A 15,451-nucleotide genomic window follows, 5' to 3' on the forward strand; every position below is an offset into this window, starting at 1 on the left:
TCAGGCTGCTTCGCGATCGGTGCCGGCGAGCTCATCGCGGAGGAGGTCGGCCCCCGCGCTGAGCGCGCTCAGCTTCGCCAGCGCGACGTTCCGAGGGAACGGCGCCATGCCGCAGTTCGTGCTCGGGATGAGCTTGTCCGCATCGACGAAGCGGAGTGCGTTCCGCAGGGTGTCGGCGACCTCCTCGGGCGTCTCGATCGTCTCGCTCGCCACGTCGATGGCCCCGAGCATGACCTTCTTGCCGCGGATGAGTTCGATGAGGTCGATCGGAACATGGGAGTGGTGGCTCTCGAGCGAGACGATGTCGATGCTGGAGCGCTGCAGGAGCGGGAACGACTCCTCGTACTGGCGCCACTGCGATCCGAGCGTCGCCTTCCAGTCGGTGTTCGCCTTGATGCCGTAGCCGTAGCAGATGTGCACCACGGTCTCGGCGCTGAGCCCCTCCACCGCGCGTTCCAAGGCCGCGACCCCCCAGTCCTGCACCTCCTCGAAGAAGACGTTGAACGAGGGCTCGTCGAACTGGATGACGTCGACGCCCGCCGCCTCGAGCTCCTTCGCCTCCTGGTTGAGGATCGTCGCGAACTCCCACGCCAGCTTCTCGCGGCTGCGGTAGTGGGCGTCGGAGAGCGTGTCGACCATCGTCATCGGGCCGGGCAGCGCCCACTTGATCCGGCGATCGGTGATCGAGCGGAGGAACTTGGCATCCTCGACGAACACGGGCCGCTCGCGGCTGACCGACCCGACGACGGTCGGCACGCTCGCGTCGTAGCGATCGCGGATGCGCACGGTCTGGCGCTGCTCGAAATCGACGCCGTCGAGGTGCTCGATGAAGGTCGTGACGAAGTGCTGACGGGTTTGCTCCCCGTCGCTGAGGATGTCGATGCCGCGACGGGTCTGCTCCTGGACGGCGATGCGCAGGGCATCCTGCTTGCCCTCGACGAGCGCGTCCCCCTCCAGTTTCCAGGGCGACCAGAGGACTTCCGGCTGGGCGAGCCACGACGGCTTCGGCAGGCTGCCCACGGTCGTGGTCGGCAAGAGCGAGTGCATGTTCGAGGATCCTCCGGTGGTCATGCGACGGGGGCGGGAGCGTTGCCGGCCCACTGCTCGAGCAGGTCCCGGTGCGGGGTGATGAAGTGCTCCTCGGTGTACTTGCCCTGCGTGCTCGCGAGCCGGCTGCGCTCCTCGCGGTCGTAGGCGATCTCAGTGCGCGAGCAGTCCTCTTCGCCGAGGCTCGGCCGGTAGACGGCCGGGGCGGCCGAGTTGGCGTTGTAGATCTCCGGGCGGTAGATCTTCTGGAAGGTCTCCATCGTGCTGATCGTGCCAATGAGCTGCAGATCGGTGTAGTCGTTCAGCAGGTCGCCGCGGAAGTAGAACGCGAGCGGCGCCACGCTGCCGCGCGGCATGAAGTACCGCGCTCGCAGCCCCATCTTCCCGAAGTACTCGTCGGTCAGTGCCGACGCGCCATCCTGCAGGTACTCGACCCCGAGGATCGGGTGGCGGTTGGCGCTCCGACGGTAGGTGCGGCTCGTCGACACGCTGATGCAGACCACGGGCGACTGCGGGAAGCGCTCGCGGTACGCGTCGGAGTCGAGGAAGTGCTGGAAGAGCTTGCCGTGCAGGTCGCCGAAGCCGTCGGGGACGGCGGGCCCGGCCGCGCCGCCGCCGGCCGCCGGCAGCAGCACGCTGAAGTCGTAGTCGCGGACGTAGGACGAGAAGTTGTTCCCCACGATCCCGTGACGGCGCGTTCCGGTCTGCCGGTCCACGATCTGGATGTCGAGCACCTCGAGCAGCGGGAACGTCCGGTCCCCGCCCTCCGCGGCGAAGTCCAGGTGCGCGGAGACGATGTCGAGCTCGACCGTGTAGCGGTCCCCGTCCGGGTTGTCCCAGTCCGCGAGGTCGTTGAACCGGCGGTCGATCATCATCAGGGCGTTGCGGAGGTTCTGCCGCCGGTGCTCGCCCTGCGCCAGGTTCGCGAAGTTGGTGGTGATCCGGGAGTCCTCCGACGGCGAATAGTCCTCGTCGAAGCGGGTGGTGCTGATGCTGAATGCGAACGCGTCGGCCATGTCGTCAATCCGATGGGTGATCGGCCGGGCTCGGCCTTCGAAGAGCAGTCGCCTCCAGGATGCGGCCCGGCACAAGATATCGGGTAACTCGACGCGTCTATGCATTCATATAGGGTCGGCCTATGGTGCAGGGATCGAGCGGGCTGACGCTCCAACAGCTCCGCTATTTCATCGAAGTCGCCGCCGAGGGATCGATCTCTGCGGCCGCCGACACGCTCTACGTCGCACAGCCGACCGTGTCCGCGGCGATGAAGGACCTCGAGGGCCGGGTGGGGCGCTCGCTCCTGACACGCTCCGCGCGCGGGGTGACCCTCACCGACGACGGCGCGGAATTCCTCGGGTACGCGAGACAGGTGGTCGAGCAGGTGGCGCTCCTCGAGCAGCGCTACCTCGGCCGGCCGCCGGCTCGACGCCTGCTCGCGGTGTCCGCGCAGCACTACTCGTTCGCGGTGGACGCGTTCGTCCGCATGGTCAAGGCGACCGGCGCGGCCGAGTACGAGTTCACCCTGCGCGAGACCCGCACCTGGGACATCATCGAGGATGTGCGCACGTTGCGCAGCGAGCTCGGCATCCTCTACCGCAACGACTTCAACCGGAAGGTCATCGGCAAACTGCTGCGGGACTCCGGGCTGGCCTTCCGCCCGCTCTTCCTCGCCTCGCCGCACATCTTCATCGCCCGCACGAACCCGCTCGCCGCCCGGGGGCGTGCGACGCTCGCCGATCTCGCCGATCTGCCCCGGCTCACCTTCGACCAGGGGGCGAACAATTCCTTCTACTTCGCGGAGGAGATCCTCTCCACGCGCTCGAGCAAGCAGGAGATCCGGGTCGCCGACCGCGCGACGATCTTCAACCTCATGATCGGGCTCGGCGGGTACACGATCTCGACGGGCATCATCAGCGACGAACTCGACCCGGCGATCGTCGCCATCCCGCTCGACGTCGACGAACAGATCGAGATCGGATGGATCGGCCACGCCGCGATCCCGCTCACCGAACAGGCGGAGCGCTACCTCGCCGAAGTGCGGGCCGTCGTCAGCGGCTTCGGGGTCGCGCTGCTCGGATAGGCGCCGGCATCGCCCCGGAGTCCGCCCGAGCGACGCCCCGAGCAGATGGCGAGTGCCGATCGTCCCGCCGGATGCCGGGTCCGCTTGACCCTGTGGCGACCACACGGTTTCTGATCGGATCGTACGAAATCCGATCCGAAAGAAGTGCATCGCCATGTCGAACCCGTATGAGGGCTTCCAAGACTTCGTGACCGGTCTGCCGGACCTCCTGCAGCCGCTCATCGTCGCCGTGCTCGCCGCCATCCCCTACGTCGAGGGGGAGGGCGCGGCCGCGCTCGGCATCATCGCCGGCATCCCGCCGATCGTCGCCGCGCTCGCCGCCGTCGTCGGCAACAGCCTCGCCGTGCTCGGCGTCGTCATGCTGACCTCGCGCGCCCGCGATCGCGTCGTCGCCCGACGAGCGGGGGCTCGTCGCGCCGTCGCGGTCGGCGGCCGGTCCGGCGCTTCCGCCGACACCGACACCGAGGCCGTCGGGGCGGCCGACGCCGACGGGCATCCGTCGACGGGCCTGTCGACCGACCGCGACGCGGCAGCGGGCGCTGCGACCGCGCCGACGCGCAAGGAGAAGGGACGCCGCCGCGTGACCGCCTGGCTCGTGCGGTTCGGCGTGCCCGGCGCGAGCATCCTCGCCCCGCTCGCCCTGCCGACCATGCTGACGGCGAGCGTCTTCGTCGCCTCCGGCGTCGACCGTCGCTGGGTGATGCTGTGGCAGGTCGTCGCCATCGTGCTGTGGACGGGGCTCGTCACCGCCGCGGCCACCGGGCTCATCAGCCTGCTCGGCTGGTGAGGCCCGGGCGGCCCGCCGGTAGAGTCCGGGCCTGAGGAGGCGTCCATGGCCTGGAGCACGCGGGAGCTCGCCGAGCTGGCGGGCACGACCGTGAACACCGTCCGGCACTACCACCAGGTCGGGCTGCTGGCCGAGCCCGAGCGCAGGGTCAACGGCTACAAGCAGTACGGCGTGCCCGACCTCGTGCGGCTGCTGCGCATCCGCCGCCTCGTCGACCTCGGCATCCCGCTCGCGCGGATCGCCGAGGTCGTCGACGGCGGCGACCGGGGCGGCGACGCACTGCGCGAACTGGATGCCGAGCTGGCCGCGACCATCGAACGGCTGCGTCGCGTCCGCGAGGACATCGCCGCCATCCGGCGCGAGCGCGCCCCCGCCGATGCGCCGGCCGGGTTCGCCGAGTCGGCAGGGACGATGTCCGAGGCCGACCGGTCGATCCTGCACATCTACGGACGGCTCTACGACGACGAGGCGATGACCGACCTCCGCCAGATGGTCACGGAGGACCCACCCGAGCTCCGCGACGCGATCGACGGCCTCCCCGCGGATGCCGACGAGGAGACGCGTCAGCACCTCGCCGAGGCGATGGTGCCCTCGATGGTGGAGCTGCTGCGCACCTACCCGTGGCTGCGGGACCCGACGCAGCACACCGCGCGCAACGCCCGATCGGTGCAGCAGACCCTCGTCGAGGCGGTCGTCGAGCTCTACAACCCGGCGCAGCTCGACGTGTTCGCCCGCACGAGCGCACTCGCGCTCGAGCGGATCCGCCGCGACGACGAGGCCGACGGCTGACCGGTCGTGCGCGTCAGCAGCCCGGGTCGGAGGGGTACTCGTCGCACGTGCCGCGGACGAGTCGGGTGCTGACCTCGAAGACGCGGATCTCGTACGGTGCGGCGGTCGCGACGACCGTGCCCGCGACGGGGATCCAGTTGCTGCCGTTGAACGAGTACTCGGCGGTGAAGTCGACGGCGAGCTGCACCGTGTAGGTGCCGCGCTCGTCGTAGGCGTGCTCCGCGGCGGGGCCGTCGAGCGAGTCGGATGCTCCGTCGCCGAAGTCCCAGCGGGCGAGTGCGGGGGTGAAACGCACGTCGGCCGGGCGATCGAGGAGGGTTCCGGCGACGACGTGCTGCTCGGTGCCGACCGCCGTGAAGGCGATCGGGCGGTGCTCCAGGCCGCCGCCGTGGGGGAGCGAGTCGGCGACCGGCGTCACCGGCTTGAACGCCGCGAGGTCGGCGAGCGTGAGGAGCGGCTCCGGATCGCCCGGAACACCGGAACCCGCGCACACCTGTCCGTCAGGAGCGTCGCACGTGATGCTGGGCGGGCGGACCCAGTTGCTGGTGCCGGAGGAACCCCCGTTGCCCGCTCCGGATTCGCCTCCGGAGGTCTCCAGCCCGACGAGTTCAGTGTGGTCGCCCTCGTTGGAGGCCGAGTTGCCGCAATACCCGAGTGACTCCTGCCATCTTGGACAATCCGAGTCATCGACACTCGCTGTGGCCGAACCCAACGCAAGCGCGGTCACAAGCAGTAGTTCGAACCACGCCATGATTCGTACTCCGAAATCTTCATGAGGTCGGGGTCAGAGCCCATTGCGGTTGCCGTGTAGGGCACGAACGGCTGTCGATCAGGGCTGACCATGGATTCGCCGTCGGCGTTCAGCCCGTCGAGGCCCGACAGGTCTTCGCAAATGGTGAACTGCACAAACAGAGTTTCGTCGTCATGCCAGTACTGCTGGATTTCACGCACCTCGAATGATGTCTCTCCGACGGTGTGCAACCCCGCATCTTTGAAGCCGTTGGCGTCGATGATTGCCCCATCGAGCGCGTCGTCAACGGCGACACTTTCGAAGTCTGCAACATCGACACCGCCGCTCTGCCAGGCTCGTTGCTGCACGTCGTGGTAGCGACCGAATGCCGCCTCCGCCGCAGCCCGAGCCTCCGCCTCATCCGCGAACTCCAGCGGGGCGTTCGTCGTCGCGACCGGTTCGGGTACGTCGGCGGCGGAGCATCCGCTCATCGCCAACAGGAGGGCGAGCGCACTCGGGAGGGCCGCGGTGCGCGCGCGGTGGGTGCGGGTCATGCGGCGACCGTAGCGGACGGCCCGCGGGCTGCGGCCGGGGTTGTCCACACGCGCTCGCCGGAGTGCGCCGCCCTCGCCGTCATCGAACCGGCCCGGGTACCCTGGCCTTCGTGAGTGCAGCATCCGAAACGGGCCCGTTCTTCCACGGCACGAAGGCCGACCTCGGGGTCGGCGACCTGCTCACGGCCGGATTCCGGTCGAACTACCGGCCCGAGGTCGTCATGAACCACATCTACTTCACGGCGCTGCCCGACGGCGCCGGCCTCGCCGCCGAGCTCGCCGCCGGCGACGGCGAGCCGCGCGTGTACGAGGTCGAGCCGACCGGGTCCTTCGAGGACGACCCGAACGTCACCGACCAGAAGTTCCCGGGCAACCCGACGCGCTCCTACCGTTCGAGCGAACCCCTCCGCATCGTCGGCGAGGTGCACGACTGGACCCGGCTCACCCCCGAGGCGCTCGCCGCCTGGCACGAGCGGCTTGCGGTCATCCGCGCCGAGCGGGGCGAGATCATCAACTGACGGATGCCCCGTGCCGGAGCCCGGCGACCGGCGCCTCGGGGAGGACGGCGCGGCAGCGATCCGGACGGCCGTCGGCGGCCGCGGTTACCCTGCCCGCATGTGCCGCAACATCCACGTCCTCCACAACTTCGAGCCGCCGACGACCGACGACGAGGTCCGGGCGGCCGCGCTGCAGTTCGTCCGCAAGGTCTCGGGCTCGACGCATCCGTCGAAGGCGAACACGGCCGCGTTCGACGCCGCGATCGAGGAGATCGCCGTGGCGACCCGCCGCCTCCTCGACGGGCTCACGACGAACGCGCCGCCCCGCAACCGCGAGGCGGAGGCCGTCAAGGGGCGCCGGCGCCACGAGCAGCGCATGGAGCGCGAGGTCCGCATCCGTACGGCGACGGCGTGAGCGGAACGGCGCGCTCCCCGTTCCGCTCACGCCGATGAGCATCGCCGGCTCGCGCCGGGCTCAGCGCACCTGGTCGGTCGGGCGGATGAGCAGTTCGTTGACGGAGACGTGCTCGGGCTGGCGGAGGGCGTAGAGCACCGCTTCGGCGATGTCGTCGGCCTGCAGCGTGCGCATGGAGTCGCCGATCTCAGCGGCCGCCGCGCGCATCGCCGGGTCGGTGAGGTGGCTCGTCAGCTCGGTGGCGACGAACCCGGGTTCGACGACGGTCACGCGAACGCCCTGCGCGGTCACCTCCTGGCGCAGCGACTCCGTGAAGGCACTCACGCCGAACTTCGTCGCCGAGTACACGCCGCTGCCGAGCGAGGCGATGCGCCCCGACGTCGAGGACACCTGGATGACGTGGCCGCGCGCGGCGATGAGGGCGGGCAGCGCCGCGTGCACGGCGTACATCGAGCCGAGCAGATTCGTCTGCACCATCCGCTCCCACGCGGCGAGGTCGGCGCCGAGGATCATGCCGTTCAGCATGAGGCCGGCGTTGCTGACGAGCACGTCGAGCCGACCGAACCGCTCGAGGGTGCGCGCGACCGCGCCGACCACCGAGGCGGCGTCGGTGACATCCAGCTCGATCGGCAGGATGACGCCGGGGGCGGCATCCTCGATCTCGCCGAGCCGCTCGACGCGACGCGCGCCGACGGCGACGCGGTAGCCCGCGTGGGAGAGCGCGAGCGCGGTGGCGTGGCCGATGCCGGAGGACGCCCCGGTGACGAAGGCGACCGGCCCGGCGGCGTCGGTCGCTGCGGCTGCGGTGTCGGCGGCTGCGGTCTCGGGGGTGGGGATGCTGGACATGGGAGGCTCCTCGTCTCGTGCGACTGCCCGCGAACGGGCTCGCTCAGACAGACCGGGGAGCGGCCGCGGTTGTGACACGGGCCGGGTCCGGAGCAAAGTTCGTCATCCGTTCCCTTGCCCGGGTCGGGTCGGGGCCGCACAATGCATGAATGGGCGACCCAGTGGAACGCAATGCGATCGCGAACGTCATCGAGCGGCTCGTCGAACGCTTCCCCACGCTGACGCGCGAGCGGGTGGAGGCCGTCGTCGGGGAAGAGGCCGAGCGCCTCGCCGACGGGCGGGTGCGGGAGTACATCCCGGCGCTCGTGGAGCACGCGGCCGACGAACGCCTCCGGCTGGAGGGCGAGCCGTTGCCCGTCGTCGACGACTCGGAGGCCCCCGCCGTCGTGCAGGACGACGGCGATTCGCTCGACCCGAGCGAGGTCGAACGCCGTCAGCGCGAGCAGCACGCCGGCTTCCTCTTCGGCGACCTCGGCGGCGGACCGTCCTGATCGCTCGGGCCGCGCTCGTTCGAACCGCGCTCGCTCGGCCCGCGCTCCTTCGGCCCGCCTTCGCTCAGACCTCGAACGACTCGCCGGGGGAGAGGGGCACGAACGAACCGCCGCCCTGCTCGACGGCCCACGTCAGCCGGCCGTCGGCCATCGCCTTGCCCGGTCCCGAGAGCACGGCGTCGTGCACGGCGAAGACGCGCTTCGGCGCGACCTCCAGCACGTAGTCCATCGTCTCGGCGATCTTCATCCACGGGGCGCCCGCGGGCGCCGCGAGTACGTCGACGGGCTCCGGCGGCACCGCGAAGGAGTCGCCCGAGTAGGCGAAGACGCCGTTCACGAGCACGCCGAGGTTGTCGACGACGGGGATCGTCGAGTGGATGACCGCGTGCCGGCCGCCGTAGAAGCGCAGTGCGAACGGACCGACGACGACCTCGTCGCCCGCGTGCACGACCTCCACCGGTGCGTACTCGCCGACCGCGGCGGCGACGCCCGCCGCGCCGAACACGCGGGCATCCGGGCTCGCCGCGAGGATCGACGCGAGCTGCTCGGGCGTCCAGTGGTCGGGATGCTCGTGCGTGATGACGACGGCCGCGACGCCCTCGGGGCCGGGAACGAGCCGGGAGAAGTTGCCCGGGTCGACGACGAGCTTCGAGCCGGCCTCTTCGAGGACGAGTTCGGCGTGTTCGAACTTGGTGATGCGCATGGCATCCAGTCGACACCCGGCCGCCCGCGCGGCGCAAGCCGGGCATCGCCCGCCGGCCGGCCCGGGCGGCGGCGTGGCGGGAACGCGCCCAACGGCCGCTTATGCTGGCCCGCATGCCCTCGACGCAACGGCGCCTCGTCGTCGCCATCAACCCCGCCGCCTCCTTCGGCCGCCACCTCTCGGTCGGCCCCGAGGTCGCGCGACGGTTGGCGGCCGAGGGGTACGACGTCTCCATCGCGCGCGAGGCGAACTGGGAACTGCTCGAGCGGGAGGTCCGCCACGCGGTCTCGCTCGGCACCGACGGCCTCGTCGTGGTCGGCGGCGACGGCATGGCGACCCTCGGCGTCAACGCGCTCGTCGGCACGGACATCCCGCTCGGCATCGTCGCCGCGGGCACGGGCAACGACTTCGCGCGGGCCCTCGGGCTGCCGTTCGAGGATCCGATGGCGGGGCTCGACCACCTGCTCGGCGCGCTCGAGCGCGACGCCGTGCCCGTCGACACGGCCCTCGTGCGCCACGGCGATCAGGAGATCTCGTACGGCTGCGTGCTCTCCGCGGGCTTCGACGCCCGGGTCAACGAGCGGGCGAACCGGATGCGCCGCCCCCGCGGCGCGAGTCGGTACACGATCGCGCTCGTGCGCGAGCTCGCGACCTTCCGGCCCCGCCGCTACCGGCTGACGATCGACGACGGCGAACCCCGCGAGCTCGGCGCGATGCTCATCTCCGTCGCGAACGGCACGTCGATCGGCGGCGGGATGCGGATCGTGCCGCAGGCCTCCCTCGACGACGGGCTGCTCGACGTCTTCGTCGTGCACCCGATCAGCAAGCTCGAGCTGCTGCGGGTCTTCCCGAAGGTGTTCGCCGGCACCCACATCGACCACCCCGCCGTCGAGTTCGTGCAGGCGAAGCGGGTGCGGCTCGAATCGGAGGATGCCGTCGCCTACGCCGACGGGGAGCGCATCGGCGCCCTGCCGGTCGAGGTCGAGGTGCGCCCCGCGTCCCTCCGCGTCTTCCGCTGACGCCTGCCGCCCCCGACCGTCCCCACCATCATTCGCGAGTGGGTAGGTATGGCGGGTCGGGCGACGCCTCGACCCGCTATACCTACCCACTCGCGGTGCGAATGGATGGGCCGGGAGCGCTGCGGCGGAGGAGGAGCATGAGCGCGGGGCCCGGGCCGAAGCCCGGACCCCGCGTCGCCGTGCGTCGGTACGACGGATCAGGCCGCCGCGACGGCCATCCCGGTGCGGAAGCGCACGCGGTGCACGACCCAGGCGGCGATCGCCGCGAGCACGATGCCGGCGGCGACGAGCATCCAGGGCAGGAGCGCGGCGGGCGCGACGCCCGCGGCGCCGGCGGCGAGGTCGGCGGAACCGGCGGCGACCTGCCCGTTGCCGTCGTCGAGCGCCACGGCGCCGTCGGCGAGAGTGCCGGCTCCGGCCACGAGTTCGCTCGCGCCCGAGGAGAGCGACGCGGCGCCCTCGGCGAGCTCGGCCGAGCCGGACGCGAGGTCGAGGCCGCCCTGCTCGAGCGTGCCGGTTCCCGCGGCGAGCGCGCCCGCGCCGCTCGAGAGGTTCGCGGCCCCGTTCGAGACCTTCAGCGCACCGGCCGAGAGCTCGTCGGTCTTGCCGGCCAGCGTCGAGACGCCGGCGGCGAGGTCGCCGGTCTTGACGGAGAGCAGCGCCGTGCCGTCCGCGAGCTCGCGCGCCTTGCCGTCGAGCTCCGCCGCACCGGCCGCGAGCTGCGCGGCGCCGGCGTCGAGCTTGGGCAGCTTGTCCGCAGCCAGGAGCGCCTGGGTGCCGTCGGCCTGCAGCGCGCTCGCGCCGGCGGCGATCCGGGCGGCGTAGTAGCCGAGCGGCGGCTGCTTCGGGTCGAGCACCGTGGTGCCGCTCGCGGCGACCAGTCGCCCGGCGCCCGTCGAGAGCGCGGGTGCCGACGAGATGAGCGTCTGCAGTCCGGTGATCTGGGCGGTGAGCTGGGCGCGGGTGGCGGCGAGGTCGCCGGTCGCGTCGGCGGGGATGGAGTCGCGGGCCGCCGTCGTCGAGGCGAGGGCCGACTGCAGGGCGGGCAGCACGCCCGCGTTGAAGGCCTGCTGCTGGGCGGCGTAGCCGGAGAGCTGGGCGTTGAACGTCGAGAGCCCGGACTGGAAGCCCGAAGCGCCCGCGGCGAGCTCGCCGACCTTGGCGTCGAGCTGCACGACGCCCTGGTGCACGGCGGCGGTGCCCTCCGCGACGTCCGCAGCACCGCTCGAGAGGGGCGCGGTGCCTTCCGCGACGAGACGGCCGGCGCCGGTCGCGACGGTCCAGGCGCCGTCGGAGAGGGCATTCGCGCCGCTCGAGGCGCGGTCGGCGCCCGCGGCGAGGTCGCCCGCACCGGTGGACGCCCTGAGGGCGCCGGCGGCGAGGTCGCCCGCCCCGAGCACGAGCGAGTCGGCACCGGCTGCGGCCTTGGTCGCTCCCTCGCTCAGCTGGGCGGCGCCGGACGCGGCGGAGTCGGCACCGTCCGCGAGCAGCACCGCTCCGGCGTCGAGGTCGCTCGCGCCGTTCGCGAGGGTCTCGGCGCCGGCCGAGAGCTCCGTGGCTCCGGCGCCTGCCCGGGACGCCCCGTCGGAGAGCTGCGCGGCTCCGGCCGAGAGCTTCCCGGTCGCGAGGAGGAAGAACGCCGTGGCCCCCACGAGGGCGACGGCGAGCAGGATTGCGGCGATGCGGACGCCGAGCCCGTGCCGATGCGGGAGGGCGTGATCGGTTCTCGTCATTGAGGTCTCCTGGTGTCCGGGCGCGCCGACGGCGTCCCGCGGATGGTCGGGTGCGGCGCGCGTGCCGGGGCGGCGTCGCGAGCCGTGGTGCGATCCGCGCGCGCGGGTGCCGTCGGTTCCGGGGGTGTGCGCGGTCGTCGTCGATCGCGGTCCGCCCGGGGGCGCTCGGGAATCGGCATGAACGTAGCAGGACAGGAGATTCCCTCAACGCTTCCGACGCAAGTCAGTCGAGACTCGACAACCTGCGGCGCGATGCCCCAGGTCAGGGCGAGAGGGTTTCGACAAGGCCGGTCGGTCGGTACGGTGTCAGGAGCACGGGCATCCGGGAGTTCGGATGACCCGGGCGCAGGCGTGCGCGACGGCACCGGCGCTCGATTTGGAGTCGCCCTGAACCTGTGCCATACTTATCCGCGTTGCAAAAACGGCCCCATCGTTTAGCGGCCTAGGACACCGCCCTCTCACGGCGGCAGCGCGGGTTCAAATCCCGCTGGGGTCACCAGAGCAGTACCGACGGAGAAACCCCCGGTTTTCGGGGGTTTTTCCATGGCTCTGACGAACGCTCGCGTTCGTCGGTACGACAACTGAACAGCATTCGGCCCCATCGTTTAGCGGCCTAGGACACCGCCCTCTCACGGCGGCAGCGCGGGTTCAAATCCCGCTGGGGTCACCGAATACGACACCCCCGGTCTTCGGACCGGGGGTGTCGTGCGTTCCGGGCGTGCGTGCTCGGATCATGAACGACGGCGGCCCCGAGGTCCAGGACCTCGGGGCCGCCGTCGTCTGCCGACTAGTGGCGCGCCGGCTCCGTCGCGTCGGAGACCGCCGGCGCGGGCGCCGCGGCCTCGCCGGGCTGGGGGAAGTCGGGATAGGGCACCGGCAGGCCGTCGTGCACCTCGTGCGGCGACACGCGGTGGTAGCTCATCCGGTCGATCGCGGCGAGCGCGAGGGCCGACACGATGAACACGAGGTGGATGACGACCTGCCACATCACGCCGGTCGACGTGTAGCGCTCGCCTTCCGCGGCGACGCCGCTGTCGGTCATCCCGCCGACCTCGATGAAGGTCTTGAGCAGGTGGATCGACGAGATGCCGATGATCGCCATCGCGAGCTTGACCTTGAGGACGTTCGCGTTGACGTGGCTCAGCCACTCGGGCTGGTCGGGGTGGCCGTCGACGCCGATGCGGGAGACGAAGGTCTCGTAGCCGCCGATGATGACCATGATGAGCAGGTTCGCGATCATGACGACGTCGATGAGGCCGAGCACGCCGAGCATGATCGTCGCCTCGTCGATGTGCGTCGGGTCGTGGAAGACCGATTCGCCGAGGTGCCACAGCTCGACGAGGAAGACGACCACGTAGATGAGCTGGGCGATGATGAGGCCGACGTAGAGCGGCGCCTGGAGCCAGCGGCTGGCGAAGATGAGCCCGCCGACGGCGCGGCCCCACGGAGCGGTGCGGGTGATCGGGCGGGGGGCAGGGGTGTGCAACGAGCCTCCTGGTCGCGTTCGGGTGTCGAGATTCTACGGGAAGTAGAGGTGCGATCGCCGTGCCCGACTTCCGCTAGGCTCGCCCGAGCGAAGGGGAGTACCCCCGGGGCGTGGCGCCCCGTTCGAGATCCGTCAGTACGGGCGCCGTCGCAGCCGCCCCGGGCCTCGAGGCCGTCGTCCGACGGTCGGGAGAGACGTTCGAGACTCCGTCGTCCCTGAAATCGCACACTTCCGAAAGGCTGCCCGCGTGGAAATCCCGCTCTGGTTCGAAGTCGGCACCTATGTCGCGCTGACCCTGATCCTGCTCGCCGACCTGCTGCTCGTCATCAAGCGACCGCACGTTCCCTCGCTGAAGGAATCCTCGCTCTGGGTCGCGTTCTACGTGGGCCTCGCGCTCGTCTTCGCGCTGCTCATGTACCTGCTGGGCGACGCCGAGCACGCGGGGCAGTTCATCGCCGGCTGGCTGACGGAGTACAGCCTCTCGATCGACAACCTCTTCGTGTTCGTCATCATCATGGCCCGCTTCTCGGTGCCGAAGAAGATGCAGCAGGAGGTGCTCATGGTGGGCATCATCCTCGCGCTGATCTTCCGAGGCATCTTCATCCTGCTGGGCGCCGCGCTCATCGAGAACTTCTCGTGGATCTTCTACATCTTCGGCGCGTGGCTGGTCTGGACGGCCATCCAGCAGGCGACGGCGAAGGAGGAGGACCAGGAGGACAACGGCCTCATCAAGCTCCTGCGCCGCCGCATCGACATCACCGACGACTACGACGGCCTGAAGTTCAAGACCGTCATCGACGGCAAGAAGGTCTTCACCCCGATCCTCATCGTCTTCATCTCGATCGGCACCACCGACCTGCTCTTCGCCCTGGACTCGATCCCGGCGATCTTCGGGATCACCCAGAGCGCCTTCATCGTGTTCACGGCGAACGTGTTCGCGCTCATGGGCCTCCGCCAGCTCTACTTCATGCTGGGCGGCCTGCTCGAGCGCCTCGAGTACCTCAAGTACGGCATCGCGTTCATCCTCGCCTTCATCGGCGTGAAGCTCGTCTTCCACGCGATGCACGAGAACGAGCTCCCCTTCATCAACGGCGGCCACCACATCGAGTGGGCGCCCGAGATCAGCACGTGGACCTCCCTCATCGTCATCGTGGCCTCCATGGCCGTCGCGACGATCGCGAGCCTCATCAAGGCGAACCGGGATGCCAAGCGTCGCGGGCACACGCTCTCCGAAGAGGTCCCGCACTTCACGGAGGACGCCGAGCGCGAGCGCGGCTGAGCCCACCCGGTGACGGATGCCTCGTGCTCCGCACCCCCCGTTCCGCGACGGGCCCCGGCCGGATCGGCCGGGGCCCGTCGCGCGTCGCGGCGCCGGACGCGGCGCGTTTGCTAGCGTGGGAGCGCGCTCGGTGGGGGCGCGCGGGGCTGCGCGAGGGGTGCAGGTGGGGGCCGAGGACGAAGTGACGACCGCGTCGCTGGGCGAGCGAGGGCTGGTCTCGATGGCGGCGACGGATGTCGGCGGTGTCCGCCGCGAGAACGAGGACGCCGTGCTCGAGGCCGCGCCGGCGTTCTTCGTCGCCGACGGCATGGGCGGCCACGCGGGCGGGGAGCTCGCGAGCCGCGCCGCCGTCGACGCGCTGCGCGAGCGGCTCGCGGGTCGGCATGCTGCGACGCCCGAGCAGGTCTTCGACGCCGTGCAAGCCGCGAACGAGGCAGTGCGCGGCGTGAGCGGCGGCACGGGGCTCGGCCGAGCCGGCACGACGCTCGCCGGGGTCGTCCTCGTCGAGACCGGCGGCGGTCGTACCGGGTGGCTCGTCGTCAACGTCGGCGACTCCCGCGTCTACGGCTGGGACGGGCGGAGCCTCGAGCAACTCACCCGCGACCACTCCGCGGTGCAGGAGTACCTCGATCTCGGGCTCATCGAGCCCGAGCAGGCGGCGACGCATCCCGATCGCAACGTCATCACCCGCGCGCTCGGCATGGCCGACGTCGTCGACTTCGACGACCGGCTCGAGCGCCCCGAGGACTGGGCCGCGTTCCTGGTGTGCAGCGACGGGCTCACGCGCGAACTCGACGATGCCGCCATCGCCCGCTTCCTCGCCGACGCCCCCGACGGCCCCGCGTCGGCGGTCCCGGCGCTCATGGCGGCCGCCCTCGAGGACGGCGCCCGCGACAACGTCAGCATCGTCGTGGTCGAGACCGGCTCGCAGCCTCCGGCGGTCGAGTAGGCGCGCCGGGGGCAGCCTCCGGTGGTCGAGTAGGCGCGCCGGGGGC

The 15,451-nt window shown here is 71.0% G+C and carries 17 protein-coding genes and 2 tRNA genes; 11 read left to right on the forward strand and 8 right to left on the reverse strand.

All coding sequences use genetic code 11. The annotated features are described in order from the left end of the window. Entirely contained in the window at positions 1–1,047 is a 1,047-nt protein-coding gene (locus GB864_RS03720) for a methionine synthase (protein ID WP_160423009.1), read from the reverse strand. A gap of 20 nt (positions 1,048–1,067) precedes the next feature. Then, positions 1,068–2,063: a putative oxygenase MesX gene (locus tag GB864_RS03725; RefSeq protein WP_160423010.1), complete on the reverse strand. Its 996-nt coding sequence runs from the start codon at positions 2,061–2,063 to the stop codon at positions 1,068–1,070. A 122-nt stretch (positions 2,064–2,185) separates the two neighbouring features. Between GB864_RS03725 and GB864_RS03730 the strand changes: the two genes are divergently transcribed. The 3 genes from GB864_RS03730 (at position 2,186) to GB864_RS03740 (ending at position 4,703) form a co-directional block, all read left to right on the forward strand. After that, positions 2,186–3,127, forward strand: a complete 942-nt coding sequence (locus GB864_RS03730) for a LysR family transcriptional regulator (protein WP_160423011.1) — start codon at positions 2,186–2,188, stop codon at positions 3,125–3,127. A 154-nt stretch (positions 3,128–3,281) separates the two neighbouring features. Further along, positions 3,282–3,914, forward strand: a complete 633-nt coding sequence (locus GB864_RS03735) for a small multidrug efflux protein (RefSeq protein WP_160423012.1) — start codon at positions 3,282–3,284, stop codon at positions 3,912–3,914. 45 nt (positions 3,915–3,959) lie between these two features. After that, a complete protein-coding gene (locus GB864_RS03740; RefSeq protein WP_160423013.1) occupies positions 3,960–4,703 on the forward strand; it encodes a MerR family transcriptional regulator in 744 nt (247 codons plus the stop codon). A gap of 13 nt (positions 4,704–4,716) precedes the next feature. Here the strand turns inward: GB864_RS03740 and GB864_RS03745 are convergent, their stop codons facing one another. Then, the gene (locus tag GB864_RS03745) at positions 4,717–5,196 is read right to left on the reverse strand and encodes a PKD domain-containing protein (protein WP_160423014.1); all 480 of its coding nucleotides are present in this window, start codon (positions 5,194–5,196) and stop codon (positions 4,717–4,719) included. A 230-nt stretch (positions 5,197–5,426) separates the two neighbouring features. Then, a complete protein-coding gene (locus tag GB864_RS03750) occupies positions 5,427–5,987 on the reverse strand; it encodes a hypothetical protein (RefSeq protein WP_160423015.1) in 561 nt (186 codons plus the stop codon). Positions 5,988–6,097: 110 nt separating this feature from the next. On the opposite strand from GB864_RS03750, the gene arr reads away from it, so the two are divergent. Further along, a complete protein-coding gene (arr, locus tag GB864_RS03755) occupies positions 6,098–6,505 on the forward strand; it encodes an NAD(+)--rifampin ADP-ribosyltransferase (RefSeq protein ID WP_160423016.1) in 408 nt (135 codons plus the stop codon). Positions 6,506–6,602: 97 nt separating this feature from the next. Continuing rightward, the gene (locus GB864_RS03760; RefSeq protein WP_160423017.1) at positions 6,603–6,899 is read left to right on the forward strand and encodes a DUF2277 domain-containing protein; all 297 of its coding nucleotides are present in this window, start codon (positions 6,603–6,605) and stop codon (positions 6,897–6,899) included. A 60-nt stretch (positions 6,900–6,959) separates the two neighbouring features. Here GB864_RS03760 and GB864_RS03765 read toward each other — a convergent pair whose 3' ends face one another. Further along, a complete protein-coding gene (locus tag GB864_RS03765) occupies positions 6,960–7,745 on the reverse strand; it encodes an SDR family NAD(P)-dependent oxidoreductase (RefSeq protein WP_160423018.1) in 786 nt (261 codons plus the stop codon). Between the two features lie 149 nt (positions 7,746–7,894). Between GB864_RS03765 and GB864_RS18125 the strand changes: the two genes are divergently transcribed. After that, entirely contained in the window at positions 7,895–8,236 is a 342-nt protein-coding gene (locus GB864_RS18125) for a three-helix bundle dimerization domain-containing protein (protein ID WP_202106957.1), read from the forward strand. Between the two features lie 64 nt (positions 8,237–8,300). On the opposite strand, the gene GB864_RS03775 is transcribed toward GB864_RS18125, so the two are convergent. Then, complete coding sequence (locus GB864_RS03775; protein ID WP_160423019.1) at positions 8,301–8,939, reverse strand: MBL fold metallo-hydrolase; 639 nt, start codon at positions 8,937–8,939, stop codon at positions 8,301–8,303. 113 nt (positions 8,940–9,052) lie between these two features. Between GB864_RS03775 and GB864_RS03780 the strand changes: the two genes are divergently transcribed. Beyond that, on the forward strand, positions 9,053–9,958 hold the full coding sequence (locus GB864_RS03780) for a diacylglycerol/lipid kinase family protein (protein WP_160423020.1): 906 nt from the start codon (positions 9,053–9,055) through the stop codon (positions 9,956–9,958). A gap of 197 nt (positions 9,959–10,155) precedes the next feature. On the opposite strand, the gene GB864_RS03785 is transcribed toward GB864_RS03780, so the two are convergent. Beyond that, on the reverse strand, positions 10,156–11,691 hold the full coding sequence (locus GB864_RS03785) for a hypothetical protein (RefSeq protein ID WP_160423021.1): 1,536 nt from the start codon (positions 11,689–11,691) through the stop codon (positions 10,156–10,158). A gap of 423 nt (positions 11,692–12,114) precedes the next feature. Here GB864_RS03785 and GB864_RS03790 point away from each other — a divergent pair. Continuing rightward, a tRNA-Glu gene (locus GB864_RS03790) sits at positions 12,115–12,190 on the forward strand. Positions 12,191–12,285: 95 nt separating this feature from the next. Next, positions 12,286–12,358, forward strand: a tRNA-Glu gene (locus GB864_RS03795). A 120-nt stretch (positions 12,359–12,478) separates the two neighbouring features. Here GB864_RS03795 and GB864_RS03800 read toward each other — a convergent pair. Continuing rightward, complete coding sequence (locus GB864_RS03800) at positions 12,479–13,177, reverse strand: TIGR00645 family protein (RefSeq protein WP_202106958.1); 699 nt, start codon at positions 13,175–13,177, stop codon at positions 12,479–12,481. 247 nt (positions 13,178–13,424) lie between these two features. Here GB864_RS03800 and GB864_RS03805 point away from each other — a divergent pair, with 247 nt between their 5' ends. Both GB864_RS03805 and GB864_RS03810 read left to right on the forward strand, forming a co-directional pair. Then, on the forward strand, positions 13,425–14,456 hold the full coding sequence (locus GB864_RS03805; RefSeq protein ID WP_160423022.1) for a TerC/Alx family metal homeostasis membrane protein: 1,032 nt from the start codon (positions 13,425–13,427) through the stop codon (positions 14,454–14,456). Positions 14,457–14,619: 163 nt separating this feature from the next. Then, positions 14,620–15,405 (forward strand): PP2C family protein-serine/threonine phosphatase, encoded by a 786-nt coding sequence (locus tag GB864_RS03810; RefSeq protein ID WP_336603867.1) that lies wholly within the window; start codon positions 14,620–14,622, stop codon positions 15,403–15,405. The last annotated feature ends 46 nt before the right edge of the window (positions 15,406–15,451 follow it).

Origin of the sequence: Agromyces seonyuensis (genome assembly GCF_009789225.1) — a bacterium.
In the GTDB taxonomy this organism is placed as follows: Bacteria; Actinomycetota; Actinomycetes; order Actinomycetales; family Microbacteriaceae; genus Agromyces; species Agromyces seonyuensis.